15 protein-coding genes are annotated in these 18,441 nt (G+C 72.2%); 5 read left to right on the forward strand and 10 right to left on the reverse strand.

Annotated elements, in window-relative coordinates; genetic code table 11:
* Window positions 1-16: 16 nt before the first annotated feature.
* Complete coding sequence (locus Pme01_RS09535; protein WP_168113695.1) at window positions 17-2,563, reverse strand: putative bifunctional diguanylate cyclase/phosphodiesterase; 2,547 nt, start codon at window positions 2,561-2,563, stop codon at window positions 17-19.
* 536 nt (window positions 2,564-3,099) lie between these two features.
* On the opposite strand from Pme01_RS09535, the gene moaC reads away from it, so the two are divergent.
* The 4 genes from moaC to Pme01_RS09555 are packed head-to-tail and all read left to right on the forward strand — an operon-like array spanning window position 3,100 to window position 5,680.
* The gene (gene moaC / locus Pme01_RS09540; protein WP_373315475.1) at window positions 3,100-3,576 is read left to right on the forward strand and encodes a cyclic pyranopterin monophosphate synthase MoaC; all 477 of its coding nucleotides are present in this window, start codon (window positions 3,100-3,102) and stop codon (window positions 3,574-3,576) included.
* Complete coding sequence (locus Pme01_RS09545) at window positions 3,558-4,040, forward strand: MogA/MoaB family molybdenum cofactor biosynthesis protein (protein ID WP_168113697.1); 483 nt, start codon at window positions 3,558-3,560, stop codon at window positions 4,038-4,040. The genes moaC and Pme01_RS09545 overlap by 19 nt, the downstream gene beginning before the upstream one ends.
* A gap of 18 nt (window positions 4,041-4,058) precedes the next feature.
* A complete protein-coding gene (locus tag Pme01_RS09550) occupies window positions 4,059-5,249 on the forward strand; it encodes a molybdopterin molybdotransferase MoeA (protein ID WP_168113698.1) in 1,191 nt (396 codons plus the stop codon).
* A 2-nt stretch (window positions 5,250-5,251) separates the two neighbouring features.
* On the forward strand, window positions 5,252-5,680 hold the full coding sequence (locus Pme01_RS09555; RefSeq protein ID WP_168114067.1) for a molybdenum cofactor biosynthesis protein MoaE: 429 nt from the start codon (window positions 5,252-5,254) through the stop codon (window positions 5,678-5,680).
* 70 nt (window positions 5,681-5,750) lie between these two features.
* Here the strand turns inward: Pme01_RS09555 and Pme01_RS09560 are convergent, their stop codons facing one another.
* From Pme01_RS09560 to Pme01_RS09575, 4 genes are all read right to left on the reverse strand, one after another.
* Window positions 5,751-7,190 (reverse strand): glycosyltransferase 87 family protein, encoded by a 1,440-nt coding sequence (locus tag Pme01_RS09560; RefSeq protein ID WP_168113699.1) that lies wholly within the window; start codon window positions 7,188-7,190, stop codon window positions 5,751-5,753.
* A 264-nt stretch (window positions 7,191-7,454) separates the two neighbouring features.
* Window positions 7,455-8,090, reverse strand: a complete 636-nt coding sequence (locus Pme01_RS09565) for a DoxX family protein (RefSeq protein ID WP_168113700.1) — start codon at window positions 8,088-8,090, stop codon at window positions 7,455-7,457.
* Window positions 8,091-8,166: 76 nt separating this feature from the next.
* Window positions 8,167-9,375, reverse strand: coding sequence for a DUF8462 domain-containing protein (locus Pme01_RS09570; protein WP_168113701.1), 1,209 nt, complete (start codon window positions 9,373-9,375; stop codon window positions 8,167-8,169).
* Window positions 9,376-9,482: 107 nt separating this feature from the next.
* On the reverse strand, window positions 9,483-10,604 hold the full coding sequence (locus Pme01_RS09575) for an LppU/SCO3897 family protein (RefSeq protein WP_168113702.1): 1,122 nt from the start codon (window positions 10,602-10,604) through the stop codon (window positions 9,483-9,485).
* A gap of 438 nt (window positions 10,605-11,042) precedes the next feature.
* On the opposite strand from Pme01_RS09575, the gene Pme01_RS09580 reads away from it, so the two are divergent.
* On the forward strand, window positions 11,043-11,657 hold the full coding sequence (locus Pme01_RS09580) for a prepilin peptidase (RefSeq protein ID WP_168113703.1): 615 nt from the start codon (window positions 11,043-11,045) through the stop codon (window positions 11,655-11,657).
* Here the strand turns inward: Pme01_RS09580 and Pme01_RS09585 are convergent.
* The 5 genes from Pme01_RS09585 to Pme01_RS09605 all read right to left on the reverse strand — a co-directional run bounded on the left by Pme01_RS09585 (window position 11,654) and on the right by Pme01_RS09605 (window position 18,440).
* On the reverse strand, window positions 11,654-14,902 hold the full coding sequence (locus Pme01_RS09585) for a UvrD-helicase domain-containing protein (RefSeq protein WP_168113704.1): 3,249 nt from the start codon (window positions 14,900-14,902) through the stop codon (window positions 11,654-11,656). The two genes, Pme01_RS09580 and Pme01_RS09585, sit on opposite strands and share 4 nt — an antisense overlap.
* Before the next feature lie 91 nt (window positions 14,903-14,993).
* Window positions 14,994-16,181, reverse strand: coding sequence for a metallophosphoesterase (locus tag Pme01_RS09590; protein WP_168113705.1), 1,188 nt, complete (start codon window positions 16,179-16,181; stop codon window positions 14,994-14,996).
* Window positions 16,182-16,192: 11 nt separating this feature from the next.
* Window positions 16,193-16,432, reverse strand: coding sequence for a MoaD/ThiS family protein (locus Pme01_RS09595; protein ID WP_168113706.1), 240 nt, complete (start codon window positions 16,430-16,432; stop codon window positions 16,193-16,195).
* An 8-nt stretch (window positions 16,433-16,440) separates the two neighbouring features.
* Window positions 16,441-17,460 carry a GTP 3',8-cyclase MoaA gene (gene moaA, locus Pme01_RS09600; protein ID WP_239088108.1) on the reverse strand — a complete coding sequence of 340 codons (1,020 nt, stop codon included), beginning with the start codon at window positions 17,458-17,460 and terminating at the stop codon, window positions 16,441-16,443.
* A 101-nt stretch (window positions 17,461-17,561) separates the two neighbouring features.
* A complete protein-coding gene (locus Pme01_RS09605) occupies window positions 17,562-18,440 on the reverse strand; it encodes a fructosamine kinase family protein (protein WP_168113708.1) in 879 nt (292 codons plus the stop codon).
* Window position 18,441: the final 1 nt, after the last annotated feature.

Below are 18,441 nucleotides of genomic sequence, written 5' to 3' on the forward strand. Positions count from 1 at the left end.
CCGCCAGTCTGGCAGATCAGCTGCTGCGGTCGAGGCGCTGGCCGCCGCGGGGGCGTTTCGGGATGCGTACCACCGACCCCGCCTCGTGCAACGGTTCGGCCAGCCGGCCCGGCCGGCCGTCGAAGCCCCGGCCCAGCGCGGCGAGGAGCGCGTCCAGCGACATCGCGCGGGCGAACAGGTACCCCTGGCCGGCGGGGCAGCCCAGCTCCCACAGCCGCCGCCGCTGGTCCTCGCTCTCGACTCCCTCGGCCACGACCATCACCTGGAGGCTGCGGCCCAGCTCCACCGTGGACCGGACGACGGCCGCCTCGGCCGGGGAGTCCATCCCGGAGACGAAGCCACGGTCGATCTTCAGCTCCTGTACGGGTACCCGCGCCAGGGTCGACAGCGACGAGTACCCGGTACCGAAGTCGTCGAGCGCGATCACGATGCCGTCCTCGCGCAGCGCGCGGAGCACCTCGTCGACTACCTCGAGCTGGCTGAGTATGAGCGACTCGGTCACCTCGATGACCAGTGCCTCCGGCGGCAGGCCGTACCGGGCGAGACTGGCCTTGACCGTGCCGGGGAACCGCGGGTCGAGCAGGCTGCGCGGTGACACGTTGACCGCCACCGGAATCGTGTAGCCGGCGGCGCGCCAGGTGACGGCGGCGGCGAGGGCCTGGTTGAGGATCGACTTGGCGAACGCGCCCAGTTGGGTGGAGCGCTCGATCGCGTCGAGGAACCGGGCGGGCGGCAGGTCGCCGTGGTCGGGGTGGTGCCAGCGGGCGAGGGCCTCCGCCGCGATCACCTCGGCGCTGCCGAGGTCGACGATCGGCTGGAACTTGACGGTGAACTCCTCCTCGGCCAGCGCCCGGGCCAGGTCGCCGCCGAGGACGAGGGAGTCGACGTCCGCGGTGTCGCGGGTCGCGGCGTACCGGGTGACCTGCTGGCCGCTCTTCTTGGCCTGGTACATCGCGATGTCCGCGCGGCGGAGCAGTTCGGCGATGTCCGTGCTGCCGTCGGCGACCGCGATCCCGGCGCTGGCCTCGACGCTGATCCGCATGCCGTCGAGGTCCATCGGAGCGGCGATCGACGCGAGTACGGCCTGCGCGCGGGGGATCGCGACCGGCGGCGCCGGCAGCCCGGTGAGCAGGATCGCGAACTCGTCGCCACCGAACCGGGCGACCAGGTCACCGGCGGTGGACAGCGCCTCCAGCCGGCGGGCGATCTCGATCAGGACCCTGTCGCCGGCGGTGTGCCCGAGGGTGTCGTTGACCTCCTTGAACCGGTTGAGGTCGAGCAGCACCAGGGCGGTGACGCCGTGGGGCGGGCCGCCCAGGATCTCGTCGGCGTACTGCTCCAGCCGGCGACGGTTGGCGAGCGAGGTCAGCGGGTCCTGCGCGGCGGCGCGGGCGTGGCTCTCGGCGAGGCGCCGGGTCTCCGCGTGCGCGGACGCGTTGCGGATCGCGGTGCAGAGCGCGGCCGCGAAGGTACGGAAGATGTACTCCTCCCGCTCGCTGAGCGCGACCTGACCGCGGAACCGCAGGCGAAGCTCGCCGATCGCGGTGTCGCCGTCGTGGCTCTCGAGCGGCGTGATGATGGCTGTGCCCTGTGCCGGCGGCGCCGAGTCCGGCGCGTCGTCGTAGTGGACGCGTTCGTCGGTGCCCCGTACCAGCCGGGCCGGCGACGACCCCTCGTGGACCTCGACCTCGACCTCGTCGGCCGAGAACAGCTCGGCGGCCCGCCTGACCGCGGAGCGCAGGACGCCGTCGAGGTCGACCGCGTTGAGCTCGTCCGTCGTGCGGGCCAGACGTTGCCACGCGGCCCGCTCCTCGCGGTTGCGGACGCGGCCTGCGGATGACAGGTGCAGCGCGTACAGCAACGGGGAGAGCCCGATGACCAGCCAACGATCAACCGTCAAGATCATAGTGGCGCCGAGCGCCATGGCCAGGCCGATAGACCGGGAGACCAGCCGGATGTCGAGGTGTTCGAGGAACCGCTCACGGAGCGACGTCCTCGTCGCCAGCGCGATGACGGGGAAGATGAGGCCCTCGTCGACGATCGCGTACGCCAGGGCGGCGACGGGTATGACGAGAAGGTGCCGGGAGAGGCTGCCGGCCAGCTGCTCGGGGCCGACCGGCGGTGCGCCGAGGGCGACCATCACGGCACACGCCGCGCTCGCCGCCAGGCTCTCCTTGGCGACGTTGAACCGGAGTTTCATGAACGCCGACCGGGCCCTCAGGTTGGCGACCAGGACCCCGAGCGCCATGCCGAGCACCACCCAGCCGAACGACACGATTGTCGACGCCATCAGCACCGTCGCGGACTCGGCCGACAGCCAGATGTTCGTGGAACGGATGCGGATGCTGACGCCGCTGATCTTCGCCAGGGCGATCAGGCCGCACAGGACCACGGGGAACAGCCCGGCCGGTTGATGGTCGAAGATGACGTCGCGGAGCGCGGCGAGGATGTTGCCGGCCCCGCACACGACAACGAGACCAACCAGCAGCCGCAGCCGCCCGTTGGTCGCGTCGTCGTCTGTCGTCGTCACATCGCCCGTCCGTTCGCCCCCTGCATGGTGCATGGGGGGCGGGGGCGGATGTCAACCGCTTCGACGGTCCGGTTCGGGCTTCGCGGGCCCGACCGATCGTCCGACTCGGTCCAGTCAGGCCTTTAGCGCCACTCGACTTCACGCACTGTAATCTCCTCATGATCGTCGCCAGCCTGTCGTCCAGCGAACCCCGACGATGTGGTGGTGCATCCGAGCGCTCTGAGCACAAGATATGAGGAGATCGTTGCCGGTGCCCAATTAATTTGTCAGAGCATTCGGCATGTGCGAACTTGGTAATATTTCGTAACAGAAGTCCGATTGTGTGATTACGGACCGTGTCGACTTCATGGACAGCTCTCTGCGATGGTGACTCGCCAGTGGCTGGCGGTCGAGGTTCAGAAATCGCACGGAGTAGTACGGTCGACCGCCGCCAAACGCCCGAACTGCTGTCGGTAAACGCCTCGTCACCGAATGACTGGTACCCGGGAATGAAATCGAGATGCGTCAATTCACTGAACCGGGTGAACGCCGCGCGGCCCCGCCGCCGCTCGACCCGTACGCTCGTGGACGTGGCTGAGCGGTTGACACACGTGGACGACAGCGGCGCGGCGCGCATGGTCGACGTGTCGGGCAAGGACGTGACGGTGCGCCGGGCGGTCGCCGCCGGCACCGTGACCACCACCGCCGAGGTGATCGCGCTGCTGCGGCGGGACGCGCTGCCCAAGGGCGACGCGCTCGGCGTCGCGCGGGTCGCCGGGATCATGGGCGCCAAGCGGACGCCGGACCTCATCCCGCTGTGCCACCCGATCGCCCTGCACGGCGTCCAGGTGGAGCTGACCCCGCGCGAGACGAGCATCGACATCGAGGTCGCGGTCAAGACCGCCGACCGAACCGGCGTCGAGATGGAGGCCCTGACCGCGGTGGCCGCGGCCGGGCTCGCCCTGATCGACATGGTCAAGGCCGTCGACCCCGCCGCCGGGCTGGACCGGGTACGGGTCCTGCGCAAGGAGGGCGGCAAGACCGGGCTGTGGGAGCGTCCGTCGTGAAGGCGCGGGTGGTGGTGGCGTCCAACCGGGCGTCCGCCGGGGTGTACGAGGACACCAGCGGGCCGCTGCTCGTCTCCGGCCTGCGTGACCTCGGCTGCGAGGTGGGTGAGCCGGTTGTCGTCCCGGACGGGCCGCCGGTCGAGGGCGCCCTGCGCACGGCCGTCGCCGATGGCATGGACGTGGTGGTCACCAGCGGGGGTACCGGCATCAGCCCCACCGACGCGACGCCGGACATGACCAAACGGGTCCTCGACTACGAGATCCCCGGCATCGCCGAGGCCATCCGGGCGTACAGCCGGGACAAGGTACCGACCGCGGTGCTGTCCCGAGGGGTGGCGGGCGTCGCGGGTCGCACCCTGATCGTCAACCTGCCCGGCTCCAAGGGCGGCGCCAAGGACGGCCTGGCCGTGCTCGGACCCGTCCTGGCCCACGCGGTAGATCAGCTTCGCGGCGGCGACCACTAGACCGTTAGGCTCGTACCCGTGACGCCGGTGCCCTGGGACGAAGCACGAGCGGCCGCCTACCGGGCCGGAGCCGACGCCGCGCGCGCGGCCGTCGAGACGCCACTGGCCGAGGCCGACGGCCTCACGCTGGCCGCGCCCCTGGTGACCCTCACCGATCTGCCCGCCTTTCCCACGTCGAGTGTTGACGGGTGGGCGGTACGCGGGCCGGCGCCCTGGCGGGTGGTGGGGCGGGTGCTCGCCGGCGACCAGGCGGCGCCGCTGGCCGACGACGGTACGTGTGTCGAGATCGCCACCGGCGCGATGGTGCCGGGCGGCACCGAACACGTGCTGCGCGTCGAGGAGTCCACCCTGGACGGTGAGCTGGTCACCGGCGAGCCGCGACCGAACCCGGAATGGCGCGTACCCGGAGACGAGGCATCCCGGGGCGAGGAGCTGCTGCCCGCCGGCACCCCGGTCACCCCGGGGGTGATCGGCCTCGCCGCGTCCTGCGGTTACGACGCCGTACCGGCACGGCCGGCGCCGCGGGCCGCCCTGATCGTCTTCGGCGACGAGCTGCTGACCTCCGGGCCGCCCGGTGCCGGTCGGGTGCGCGACTCCCTCGGCCCGCAGCTCCCGGGCTGGCTGCGCCGGCTGGGCGCCACTGTGGACACGATGGTCGGGCCGGTCAAGGACACGCTCGACGCGCACGTGGAGGCGATCCGCACGGCGTTCGAGAGCGGCGCGGACCTGGTGTGCACCACCGGCGGGACGATGCACGGGCCGGTCGACCACCTGCACCCGGCCCTCGCCGAGCTGGGTGCGTCCTATGTGGTCAACACCGTCGCGGTACGCCCGGGCTTTCCGATGCTGCTGGCGGCGCTGCCGGGCGGCAAGTTCCTCGCCGGGCTCCCCGGCAACCCGCAGTCCGCGGTCGTCGCGCTGATGTCGCTGGTCGCCCCGCTGCTGGCCGGGCTGCAGGGCCGGGCGTCGGCAGCGACGCGAACGGTCACGCTCGGCGCACCGATTCCCGGCCGGGGCTCGTACACCCACCTGGCTCTGGTACGGCTGGAAGACGGCCTCGCGTACCCGGTCGGCCACGTCGCCTCGTCGATGCTCCGTGGGCTCTCCCGGTCGGCCGGCTTCGCGGTGGTCGCACCCGGTACGAACGGTGACAAGGGCGCTACGCTTCCGCTCGTACCGTTGCCCATGATGGACGGAGAACGGCCGTGACCATCGCGGAGGGAGCGACCACGGCGGTGGCGGTGACCACCGAACCGCTCGACGTCGCCGCGCACGAGCGCCTCGTCGCGCGCGCCGCGGCCGGGGCGGTGGTGTCGTTCGCCGGGATCGTGCGCGACCACGACGACGGGCGCGGAGTCCTGGAGCTCGAGTACGAGGGGCACCCGAGCGCCGGCCGCATCCTCGCCGAGGTGGCCGCCGAGATCGCCGCCGACCCGGCGGTGTACGCGGTCGCGGTGTCGCACCGGATCGGCCGGTTGGAGATCGGCGACGTGGCCCTGGCCGCGGCGGTGTCGACGGCGCACCGCGCCGAGGCGTTCGCCGCCTGCGCCCGGCTGGTCGACGAGGTGAAGGCGCGGCTACCGATCTGGAAGCGTCAGGGTTTCGCCGACGGCACCGAAGAGTGGGTCAACTGCCCCTGATCGAAGAGGGTCGAACGGCACGTGCCCCGCGAGCGTCGTCGCTCGCGGGGCACGGAGTCGGGCTACGGCGTCAGGCGGACGAGCGGACCAGGCCCCGGCGGGCGGTCGCCGGGCGGGGGTCGAAGACCGGCTCGGCCCCCTGCCGCCAGGGCAGCAGCACGACCAGCATGATCGCGGCCAGCGCCAGGGAGTTCTCCATCAGCGCGCCGTACCGGCCGTCGGCGTAGTGCGACATCTGGGACAGCCGGTGCTCGTACCGCCACATCGGTGAGATGACGATCAGCAGGTAGACACCGACCGCCGCGGTGGCGTGGCGCAGCCCCGCCAGTACCGGGAAGCGCCCGATGTTGAAGCCGCGCACCGCCCGCCGGCGCCGCAGCGCCACGTCGACCAGGATCACCAGCGCCGGTACCAGGAACACGAAGTGGTGGGTCCACGAGATCGGGCAGATCGCGTTCGCGGTCAGGCCGATGATCGTGAACGCGGCCATCTCGTCGCCCTCGACGTGGGCGGCCTTGGCCCGCGACAGCCCGACGGCGAGCAGCAGGACGGCGAACGCCAGCCACATCAGGGTGGGCGTGGTGGGCGAGTCGTAGGCCCGGGCGAGCAGGCCGGCCAGGGACTGGTTGGGGGTGGCGTCGACGACGCCGACCCGGTTGGTGTCCCAGACGACGCTGCTGAAGTAGGTGACCGACTCGCCACCGGCGAACAGGTACCCGACGGCGGTCGCGCCGATCGCGGCGCCGATCGCGGTGAAGGCGACCCGCCACTGGCGGGTGACCATGAAGTACACGATGAACAGGCCCGGGGTCAGCTTGACCGAGGTGGCCAGCCCGACGCCGGCGCCGGCGAACGCGCCGGTCACCCAGGCGTGCCGCAGCCAGCCCAGCAGGGTCTGTTCCGGGCGCGGACCGCCGGCCGGTGCGGGGTCGAGGCCCGTCGCCGGTCCGCGGGTGAGGGTCGCCCGGCCGCGCCAGCGCAGGGCCACCAGGTCCGCGACGATGAGGCCGGCCAGGATGAGGTTGATCTGGCCGAAGCCGAGGGTCTCGCGGACCGGTTCGGTCGCGCCCGCCAGCGACACGGCGACCCCGACGGCGAACCAGCGCGGGACGCCGTACCGGTCGGCGATCGGACCGACGACGGTGAACAGGATCAACGCCAGTGCGGCGAGGTTGAGCAGCACGTTGACCCAGCCCGCGGCCTGCGTACCCAGCATCGCCATCGGCAGCATGGCCAGCGCGGCGAACGGGGGGTACGTGAAGCCGAGCGTTGTCTGGGGTGCAACGAACTGGTACAGGTCGCCGCCCTCGGCCCACCACACCACCGCGCCGTGATAGATCCGCAGGTCGAAGAAGTCGTACTGGCGACCGTACGTCCGGACGGCCCACACCGCGACGAGCGCGGTGGCGGCGACGACGCCGAGCCGTACGAACGTGGTCGTCCAGACCTGCCGTGCAACGCGGTGAACTGTGGTGAGCAGGGACGGCGGTCGCTCGACCGTCGCCGGCATTCGGCTGCCACCCCCGTACTGCTGTCGGTTATCTCGCCCATCTCGCCTTGTTCCGACAAGCAGCGTAGAACGGCCGGTCACGCACCACCTCCAGCGTTATCCGACCGTGTCCCATCGCACACGAGCCGGTGATCTGTACGCGCGTGTTAACTCATCGCTGTTTGCGGGGTTATCACCGCTGGAGGAGCGAATAGTCAGCGCGAGACCTTGTTGTTATGGTCTCGCGCTGATCGATGTGATCGTGCCCTTGGTCGGAGGCGGCCGTCAGCGGGTCAGCACACCTGCGACCGGTGTGGACTTCACCGCGAACTTGGCCTCCCTGGTCGCCGTACGCGCGGCGCGGCGCGCGTCGTCAGCGGCCCGCTTGGCCTCCTTCGCCGTGAGGTGTGCCGCCCGTTTCGTCTCTTTGGCGGTGGTGTGGGCGGCGCGCTTGACCGTGTCCTGGGCGTGCTCCGCGAGGTGACCCGTGCGCCAGGCCACGCCCGGCTTTCCTTCGGTGTCGACGGCGGCGAGCAGCAGGCCGCCGAGCAGGCCCAGGTTCTTGAGAAGCTCGGGGCGGTCGAGGATGGGGCGTCCGGTGGTGTCCCCGGGCTCGGGGGACCAGACGTCGCGGCCGGCCAGTGTGGACGGAACGAGCGTACCGGCGAGCGCCAGGGCGGCGGGGCCGACCGCCGTGTTGGTGCCGAGCAGGACACCGCCCACCATCTGCACCACGCCGGTGGCGCGCGCCAGCGAGCGCGGGTCGGTGGGCAGGCCGACCGAGTTGAGGGTCGGCCCCCACCGGTCGGTCACCGCCTGCGCGCCGTCGAGGTACCGGTCGGGATTCTTGTAGGCGTCCAGCCCTCCGCGGACGAAAACTGCCGCGAGGAGAGCGCGAGCCACGGTACGAACTGGTTTCATGCGGCTCCCTTACCCGTCATCGACCGGCTTTACCCTCGACCGGCCTGAATCCTTGCCGCCGCGTCTACCGTGGACCTCAGGCATCCACCGCGGGCTGGGAGCGGAGGTACCGGCCGAAATGCGGCACCGTGAACGCGACGGCGCCCCGCTCGCCGGAGTAGATGAGGCCCTTCTTGATGAGCGCGTCGCGAGCCGGTGAAAGGCTCGCCGGCTTGCGCCCCAGCGCCTTGGCGATCTCGGCGGTCGCCACCGCCGTGTCCATGTCGTCGGCCTCGGCCAGGGCCGCCATGGTGCGCATGTACTCGCGCTCGGCCGGCGTGGCCCGCTCGTACCGGGAGCCGAAGAAGCCGACCGCCAGTTCGGCCTCCGCGTCCGGGGCGGCGACCCGCACGTCGCCGGGGGTGATCGGGTTACGGGGTGCGTGGTCCCAGGTCGCCTTGCCGTAGGCCTGCACGAAGTACGGATACCCGCCGGAGGTCTCGTAGAGGGCATCGAGCGCCTTCGGCTCGTACTCGACCCCCTCGCGCGCGGCCGGCGCGCTCAGCGCCCGGTCGGCGGCGAGCCGGTCGAGCCGGTCGATCCGCTGGTACCTGAACAGCCGCTCGGAGTACGACTTGGAGGCCGACAGCACCGCAGGCAGGTGCGGGAGGCCGGCGCCGACCACGACCAGCGGCGCCCCGGTCTGCGACAGTTCGTGGCACGCGGCGCACAGCGCCGAGACGTCGCCGGCCGGTACGTCCTGCATCTCGTCGATGAACAGCGCGATCCCGGTACCGACGTCGGTGGCGATGCCCGCCGCGTCGGTGAGCAGTTCGACCAGGTCGATCTCGATGTCACCGGAGTCCGCGCGGCCCCGGGCGGCCGGCACATCGATGCCGGGGTTCCACCGGTCGCGCAGCTTGGCGTTGTCCGGGACCGACCTCGCGCCGAACGCTCTCAGGACGCCGAGGAACTCGTCGATGCGGTCCGGCGCGCGGTGGCGTGGCGCCAGCTCGCGGATCGCCATGTGCAGCGCGGCCGTGACCGGCCGGCGCAGCGACTGGTCGGGGCGCGCCTCGATCTTGCCGGTGCCCCAGAGTCGCCCGATCGCCTGCGACCGCAGCGTGTTGAGCAGGACGGTCTTGCCGACACCGCGCAGGCCGGTGAGGACGAGCGAGCGCTCCGGACGGCCCCGGGCGATCCGTTCGAGGACCACCTCGAACATCTCCAACTCGCGGTCGCGTCCGGCGAGCTCCGGTGGGCGCTGGCCGGCTCCGGGCGCGTACGGGTTGCGAACCGGATCCACGATCGCACGGTATCGGCACGTCTAGTGCGTCCGCTAGACATTGGTAGAAGTAACTCGAGCCCCTTCTCGTGCTTTCTAGGAAATTGACTAGATAGCTCTAGAAGGTGCTACTTCCGTTGCTTGAGGCAGAGCACGAAGTCCTTGGAGTCGGCGGGGCTGTCGAAGAAGTAGTTGTGCGTGTATCCCGGTACGCCGTCGCACCTGGCCTTGTCGATCGTCCCGGAGAAGCGCTTGACCACCTCGAACGTGTCCTTGGCGCAGGTGACCACGCGCATCCGAGGTACCTCGTTGCTGCCGTCGTTGACCAGGCATTCACCGAGCTTCACGTCGCCGGCGTCGCCGCTCACGGCCTCGCCGTCGCCGACCACCGCGTCCGGTGGTGGTACCGGCGTCGGCGAGTCGGCGGTGGGTGCCGGCCCCGCGTCCGTCGCGCCGGAGGCGGCGCGCCCGTCGGTGCCCTTCTGCCGCATCAGGTAGAGGCCGACGCCACCGGCGCCGAGCAGGAGTACGGCCAGCACCGCGACCACGGTGACCAGAGACCGCGACCGGCGGCGGCCCGGCTTCCCCGCCGGCTTCGCCACCGGTTTCACCGGCAGACTTGCCGGCAGCGCGGCCGGTGCGTGCGTCGTCGGCGGTGCCTGGGTCTGCGTGGCCGCCGGGTAGGGCTCATTCGGCGTCGTCGGATAGGCCTGCGGGCCGGCCGGGTACGTCGGCGCTCCAGCCGGGTACGTCGGCGCTCCAGCCGACGGGTAGGTCTGCGTGCCGGCCGGGTCCCAGGTCGTCTCCGGGGAACGGGAGTGCGGCTCCCAGGCGGGTGGCTCCCACGCCTGCGGCTCCCTCCGGGGCTGCTGCTGGTACGGGTCGTACGAGGGCGGTTGGCCGTAGCCCGGCGACTGCTCGTGCCTCGGCTGCCCGTGGAACGCCGTGTGCCGCAGATACTCGGGCTGCTGCGGGTAGTCGGCCTGCCCGTACCGCGACGCCGACGGCGGGTACGCGGTCGGGGTCACGTACGGGGAGTCCTGCTCGTACGAGCCGCCGCCCGGCGCGGTCGGCCCCGACGTCGTGCCCCAGGCCTCGCCCGGCCCCCAGGGCTGGCCGTACGACGGGGCCTGCTGCCCGTACGACTCGCCGTTCTGCTCCTGGTACGGATCCCCCGGCTCCTGGCCGTACCGCGGATCCCATGGTTGGCCTGCGGGGTGGCGTCCGCCCGGCGGTCCGGACATCGACATGGGGGCTCCTCCCGGTCGTGGCGGCGTCGGCACCCGCTCCGACCACATGGGCACGGCTGTTACCGGCCACCGTAGCGTGATCGCCTGATCGGCTCATCTCAGGAAAAACCGCGGCGCGCCCATGACCGGAACGTTACGTATGACCGGCAGGTTACGTCGGGAGAAGCGCCGTCGGGGGGCGCCGCACCCTCCGCAACCCGACCGGGCGACCCCGGGTCACCGGTCTGGGTGGCGCTGCTCGTCGTGGTCGGCGTGGCGGTGGTTTCCACGGCGCGCCGCCGGAAGCGGTTGTCCACAGTGTCATCCACCGAACCGTCCACCGAGCCGATCACGCATAACTGCAGCTCAAAGCCGTCCTGACGGCCGTTTTCCACAGGCTGTACGGACCTTTTCCACAAGAGCCCACAGACCGCGCGGAGGGTGCGCTACGGTGCCCCGATGCTCCGGGTGCTGCTCGCTGCCGCGACCGGCGCCGCTGCCGGGCCGCTGCTGCGGACGTGGGTGTCGGCGTACGCGCGGCCGCCCGCGACCGGTCTGGTGAGCGCGATCGCGGCCGGGGTGTTCGCCCTGCTCGCCTGGCGGATACCGGCGGTACCGGCGCTCGCGGCGTTCGGCTGGGTCGGTTGCGTCGGCATCGTCGCCGGGTTCGTGGACGCGGCCCTGCACCGGCTCCCCGACCGGCTCACCGGGCTTGCGTTCACCGGGGCGCTGGTCCTGCTGGCCGCCGACGCGCTCGCCGGCGGCCGGGCCGGCGCCCTCGGCCGGGCCGTCCTGTCCGGCGCCGCGCTGGCCGCCTTCTACGCCGCGCTGGTCGTGGCCAACCCGGTGGGGATGGGGGCCGGGGACGCCAAGCTCGCCCTCAGCCTCGGTACCGTGCTCGGCTGGCTCGGTCCGACCGTGACGTTCCTGGGCGCGCTGACCGGGCTGGCGCTCGCGTCCGTGTACGCGATGATTCTGCTGGCCTCGCGGCGGATCTCCCGCGGCGACCACCTCGCGCACGGCCCGTTCATGCTGCTCGGTGCGCTGTTCGCGATCGTGGTCAGAGACAGCTAGATCAGCCGGAGCTGCCGGTCGCGGGGGCGGCGCGGCTCGTCCCCGCCCCGCCGCTCCAGCAGACCCGGATCGATCGAGGACAGGAACGGCGAGGCCGCCAGCTCACGCTCGGAGCCGTGCCGGAACCGCTTACGGGCGTGGCTGAGGTACAGCCGGTCCTGCGCCCGCGTGAGTCCGACGAAGAACAGCCGCCGCTCCTCGGCGACGTCGTCGTCGGACGGCGCCGCCCCGGGGTGCCGCAGCGGCAGCAGCCCGTCCTCGCAGCCGACCAGGAACACCACCGGGAACTCCAGGCCCTTCGCGGCGTGCAGGGTGAGCAGGGTGACCCGGTCCGCCCGCGGGTCGAGGGCGTCGACCTCCGCGCCGGTGGCGAGCTCGCGCAGGAACCGCTCCAGGTCGTCGCCGCAGCGCAGGGCGAGCGGGGTGAGCAGCTCGACCGCGATGTGGACGTCCTCGGCCCGCACGCCGCTGTTGATCTCGTCCAGCGCCGGCTGGGCGCAGCGGGCCGCCAGGACCTGCCCGACCAGCCGTACCCGCGCGGCGAGCGAGCCGTCCAGCCCGGTGGCGAAGCGCAGCTCCCGGGCCAGGGCTTCGACGCCGGGGCGGTCGAGCAGCCGGTCGTGCGAGCGCTTCTGCACCGGGATACCGGCCCGCGACAGCGCGTCCACGATCGCGGCTGCCTGGGAGTCGGTGCGGTACAGCACCGCGATGTCGTTGAACGACAGCGGGCCGCCGGGCGCCGACCGGGAGTCGACCCGCCCCGAATCCAGCGAGCGGTGCGACACCCCGCCGACGAGTTCGTCGACGGTACGCACGACGAAGTCGGCCTCGTCCGCAACCGACGCCGCCGAGTACAGCACGACCTGCGGCGCCTCGGGGTCGACCCGGGCCGGGTCGAGCCGGCGCCCCGGTACCAGCGTGGTCGGGGCGATGGCTTGGACCGCGGCGGCCAGGATCGGCGCCGAGGAGCGGTAGTTGCGGGTCAGCCGCACCATCCGGGCCTCGGTGAAGTCGGTCGAGAACCGCAGGAAGAACGACACCTCGGCGCCGCGGAACGAGTAGATCGCCTGGTCCGGGTCGCCGATCGCGTACAGGTTGCCGTCCGGCGGGCACAGCAGGCGCAGCAGCGCGTACTGGGTCGGGTCCACGTCCTGGTACTCGTCGACGAAGACCCACTTCCACCGGGCCCGGTATTCGTCGACGAGCGCTCGGTTCGCTGACAGCAGCGCCACCGGCAGCGACACCAGCTCGTCCAGGTCGACCAGGTCTCTGGCGCGGAGCGCCTTGACGTACTTCTCGCGGAGCACCGTGGTGTCCTGCTCGCGGAGCGGCGCGTCGTCGGCGAGCGAGGCGAGCGCCCGGCGGGCCTCCCGCTCGGACGGGTTGGACCCGAGCCCGGCCGCCTCCGCGACGACCTCCAGCCGCTCGGCCTCCTCGGCCACCCGGAAGTGCGGCGACAGCCCGGCCGCGCCCGCGTTCTCGCGCAGGATCGACAGGCCGAGCGAGTGGAACGTGGCGACCGTGACGTCCTCGGCCACCGGTCCGAGCAGCCCGTCCAGGCGCTGCCGCAGCTCCTCGGCGGCGCGCCGGGTGAACGTGATCGCCAGGCACTGCTCGGGGTACACGTTCAGCTCGGCGCACAGGTACGCGATGCGGTGGGTGAGCGTCCGGGTCTTACCCGTACCCGGCCCGGCGACGATCAGCATCGGGCCGCCCGGCGCCGACGCGGCGACGCGCTGCATCGCGTCCAGCCGGTCCAGCAGGCCGGTGCCGACCTCCTCCATGCCGGCGAACATCGGTTCGAACGGCTCGTGCGGCGAGACCGACGGGGCCAGCGGCGGTGCCGGGGTCTCGGTCTTGCGCTGCTTCGGGGTGTTCTTCTTCGCTTTGACGGGGGCGTCGATCACTGCCGCCGGCTTCGGCTTCGGCTTCGGTCGCTGCTTCGGCACGGGTACGTCGAAGAGCGTGTCCCCGGAGTCGCCGCGCAGCTCGGCGGGCTCGAAGAGCCGGATCACGCCGTACTCGCCGTCGTAGCCGGCGGTCCGGTGGACCCGGCCGGCCCGCAGCCGGCCGATCGCCTCGCCGAGCAGCTCCCCGCCGGCGCGCGTCACCTCGTCGAGCGGGGCGTGCCGCAGGATCGAAAGCTCCGGTCCGAGGGCGGCCACGAGCGTGTTGAGCTTGCCGTCGACGGTCTTGGACTTCGGGCCGACCCCATTGACCTCACCCAGGATCTCGGCGAGCTGGATCAGGTGCTCGACCGCCGGCGCCCCGTCCGGGCGGAAGTCGTCGGGCCGGTCGGCCAGCTCCTCGACCCGGTGCAGGACACCGATGGTGAGCGGCTTGCCGCACTCCGGGCAGCGGCCGCCGGTCTCGCGGCTGCGTGCCGGCTCCCAGTTGACGCCGCAGGCCCGGTGGCCGTCGGCGTGGTACTTGCCCTCCTCGGGGAAGAACTCGATCGTCCCCGCCAGGCCGTCGCCGGTCCGGAGCGCCTCTCGAACCGCGTAGTAGTCAAGCTCGGCGGTGAGTAGGGTCGCCTCGCGGGCCAGCGCCGGGGCCGAGTGGGCGTCGGAGTTGGAGACCAGGCGGTACCGGTCGAGGCTGGAAACCCGCCAGTTCATCTCCGGGTCGGACGACAGCCCGGTCTCCACCGCGAAGATGTGGTCGGCCAGGTCGGCGTAGCAGTCGGCGATCGCGTCGAAGCCCGACTTCGAGCCGAGCGCCGAGAACCAGGGCGTCCAGATGTGGGCCGGCACCAGGTACCCGTCCGGGCTGGCCTCGAGGGTGATCTCCAGCAGGTCCCGGGAGTCGAGGCCGAGGATCGGCCGGCCGTCGGCGCCGAGGTTGCCGATGCGCCCCAGTGCGGTGTTGAACCGGGCGACCGCGTCGAGGTCGGGCAGGTAGATCAGGTGGTGGACCTTGCGGGTACGGTCGCCGCGCTTGTAGATCGTGGAGATCTCGACCGAGAGCTGAAACCGCACGGGTACGTCCTGGCCCGCCAGGCGTGGTGGCAGCTTGCGCAGCACGTCGGCCTCGCGGTCGGGGTGCAGCCGGTACAGGCCGGGCTCGGCGGGGACCAGCGACTCGCGGAGGTGGTCGTACCAGGCCGGATGGGTGAAGTCGCCGGTACCCAGGAGGGTGATGCCCTTGCGCCGCGCCCACCAGCTGAGAGTGTCGAGATTGAGATCCCGGCTGCAGGCGCGCGAGTACTTGGAGTGGATGTGCAGATCCGCCACGTACGAAGGCACGAGCCATCCTAGTCACAGCGCGTGTCGTACCCGTACGTCGGCACGCCCTCTTCGTTGACGCGCCGCCGAACTCGAAGATCGCTGAGGTCGGCTACGCCGAGCGCAGCTCGATCAGGGTGATGTCGGGCGGGGCGCCCACCCGTACCGGCGGTCCCCAGAAGCCGGCGCCGCGGGTCACGTAGAGCTGGGTGTCGCCGAAACGGGCGTACCCGGCGATCACCGGCTGCTGGAGGCGTACCAGGTAGCTGAAGGGGAAGATCTGGCCGCCGTGCGTGTGGCCGGAGAGTTGCAGGTCCACGCCGTGGTGCTGCGCGTCGAGGACCTGGATCGGCTGGTGGGCCATGAGGACGACCGGCTTGGCCGGGTCCCGGTCCGCCAGCGCCAGGCCGAAGTCGGGCCCGTCGCCGTACTGGGCTCCGGTGACGTCGTTGACGCCGGCCAGGTCGAGGCCGTCGATCTCGACCCGCTCGTTGCGCAGCACCGACAGGCCGTACGACTCGATCTCCGGGATCCACTCCTGGTACCCGGAGAAGTACTCGTGGTTGCCGGTGACGAAGAACGAGCCCCGGCGGCTACGCAGTCCCGACAGCGGACGCGCGGCGCTGCCGAGCTCGGCCACGCTGCCGTCGACCAGGTCGCCCACGACCGTGACGAGGTCGGCGTCGAGCCGGTTGATGGTGTCCACGATGCGCTGCGTGTGGCCGCGCCCCAGCAGCGGCCCGAGGTGGATGTCGGACACCACCGCGATCCGGAAGCCGTCCATCCGCCGGGGCAGCTTGCGCAGCGTGATCTGCCGGCGGACCACCGTGGGCGGACCCATCGCGGTACGGGTACCGACCGCCGTGGCACCGACGGCGGTCAGCCCGGCGACGATCGCCGCCGACCGGGCCAGCAGCAGCCGGCGCGACGGGTCGGCCACGCCCGGCGGGGAGTCCACCACGGCCGGCTCGGGCTCGGCGGCCACCACCGCCTTGCGCCGGCGTACCCACGGACGCAGCGCGAGCCGCGGGATCTCCAGGACCAGCAGGACGGTGAAGGCCAGGAACATCACCGACAGCCACAGGTAGCCCGGCCAGGCCAGCAGCCGCTGCGAGTCCAGCGGCAGGGCCCGCGTCGCCGCCACGGTGGCCGGTGCCAGCACGGCCAGCGCGATGATCAGAACCGTCCCGATCCGCCGCCAGCGGCCGGGCCGGGTGGTGTCGCGTACCAGCCGGGTCCAGAGGTACAGGTGGAGCAATCCGACCACCAGGACAACCACCAGCAGGAACGCAGAGATCATGGTGGGAGAGACTAGCCGCCGGCGAACGGCGGCAGGACGTCCACGCCCGCCCCCGCCGGCAGGGCGGCGCCCCGGTCGTGGCAGACGACCTCGTCCACCAGGAACGAGGCGACCTCGAGCACCTTCTCCAGGCCGGAGCCGTGCCTGGCCGACAGCGTGAGGATCAGTTCGTCCAGCGTCGCCGCGTCGACCTGCTCCTCCCCGGTCCCGGCCGCGGCCCGGGCGCCGGCGAAGTACCGCACCGTCACCATCGCGTGGCTCAGCCCCCGATCGCCGACATCGGCCGGGCCGGCTGCAGGAAGGCCGGGTCGTCGATGCCGTGGCCGGCCGGTTTGCCCCACATCGCCTCGCGCCACAGCCGTACCAGCTCGTCGTCGGACACCCCGGCGCGCATCGCGCCGCGCAGGCTGGTCTCCTCCTGCGCGAACAGGCACGCGCGGACGGCGCCGTCGGCGGTCAGCCGGGTGCGGTTGCAGGCGCGGCAGAAGGGCTGGCTCACGCTGGCGATGACGCCGACCTTGGCGGGCGCGCCGTCCGGCCGGACGTGGCCAGCCACCAGCCACGTCTCGGCCGGTGCGCCGCCGCGCTCGGCCGGGTCGGGCAGCAGCTCGTACGCGCCCTTCAGCTGGTCGAGGATCTCCGTGGCGGTGACCATGTTGTCGCGCCGCCAGGTGTGCCCGGCGTCGAGCGGCATCTGCTCGATGAACCGCAGTTCGTAGCCGCGCTCCAGGGCCCAGGCCAGCAGCGGCACCGCCTCGTCCTCGTTGACGCCGCGCATCAGTACAGTATTGATCTTGACGGGTTTCAGCCCGGCGGCCTCGGCCGCGGCGACCCCGGCCAGGGTGTCGTCCAGACGGCGACGGTGTGCCAGCCGGACGAACCGCTCGGGGTCGAGCGTGTCCAGGGAGATGTTGACCCGGTCCAGCCCGGCCTCGGCCAGCGGCCGGGCCTTCCGGTCCAGGCCGATCGCGTTGGTGGTCAGCGAGAGGCGGGGGCGCGGTCGCAGCGCCGCCGCGGCCGCGACGATGTCGACCAGGCCGGGGCGCAGCAGCGGCTCGCCGCCCGTGAACCGGATCTCGCGGACGCCGAGCCGCTCCACCGCGATGCGCACGAGCCGACCCACCTCGTCGTCGCTCAGCAGATCGGGGCCGGGTAACCAGGGCAGCCCTTCCGGCGGCATGCAGTACGTGCAGCGGAGGTTGCACCGGTCGGTCAGCGACACCCGTAGGTCGGTGGCCACCCGCTGATAGCGATCGATCAGCGCAACGTCGGGGGTCATGCACCGAACGGTACCCTTCGCCACCGACATTGGACTCGTCATGATCCGCACAACTTCCGATATGTTGCGGTCTCGATGGGCGTGGAGACGACGGCTCCCGGTCAGAAACCGACCGCGCGGGCGGCGGCCAGCACCGAGGAGCGGTACGCCCCGCCGAACAGGGCCGTGTGTACGAGCAGCAGGTACAGCTGGTGCAGCGGTACCCGTTCGCGCCAGCCGGCCGCCAGCGGCCACGCCTCGTCGTACGCGTGCAGGATCCGGTCGGAGTACGGCGCGCTGCCGAACAGCGACAGCAGGGCGAGGTCGGTCTCCCGGTGGCCGCCGTGCGCCGCCGGGTCCACCAGCCACACCCGCGAGCCCGACCACAGCAGGTTGCCCGGCCACAGGTCGCCGTGGATCCGCGCCGGCGGCTCGTCGCCGGCCTCACCCGCGCACCCGTCGATGTTCTCGATGATCTGGTCGATCCGCGCGGCGTCGGCATTGGACAGCGACCCGTTGTCGACCGACATGCGCAGGTACGGCGCCAGGCGGTTCGCGGCGAACCAGCCAGGCCAGGGGCCGGGTGACGGCTCGTTGGCCAGCGGCAGCGACCCGATGTAGCCGGGCCAGTCGGCGCCGAACGCCGGCGCACCGGCGCGGTGCAGCGCGGCCAGCTCGCGCCCCAGTCGCTCGGCCGCCTCCTGCTCCGGCTCGGTCTGCTCGACCCACTCCAGCGCGAGCATCCCGGGCAGCTCGGCGATGACCTCGGGTACGGGTACCGCGCCGGCCTCGCGCAGCCAGCGCAGCCCGTTGGCCTCGGCGGCGAAGAAGTCGGACGGCGCGCCCTCGAGCGACTTGGCGAACACCGACTCGCCGGTGTCGAACGTGAGCCGGCTCGACGCGCAGATGGAGCCGCCCGCGACCGGCGTCTCCCGGATGCGCTGGTGCGTCAGGAACGTCGGCAGGTGGTGCGGGTGCTCGCGCAGGTACGCCAGATCCACG

The sequence above is a fragment of the Planosporangium mesophilum genome (genome assembly GCF_016863255.1).
GTDB classification, from domain to species: Bacteria; Actinomycetota; Actinomycetes; order Mycobacteriales; family Micromonosporaceae; genus Planosporangium; species Planosporangium mesophilum.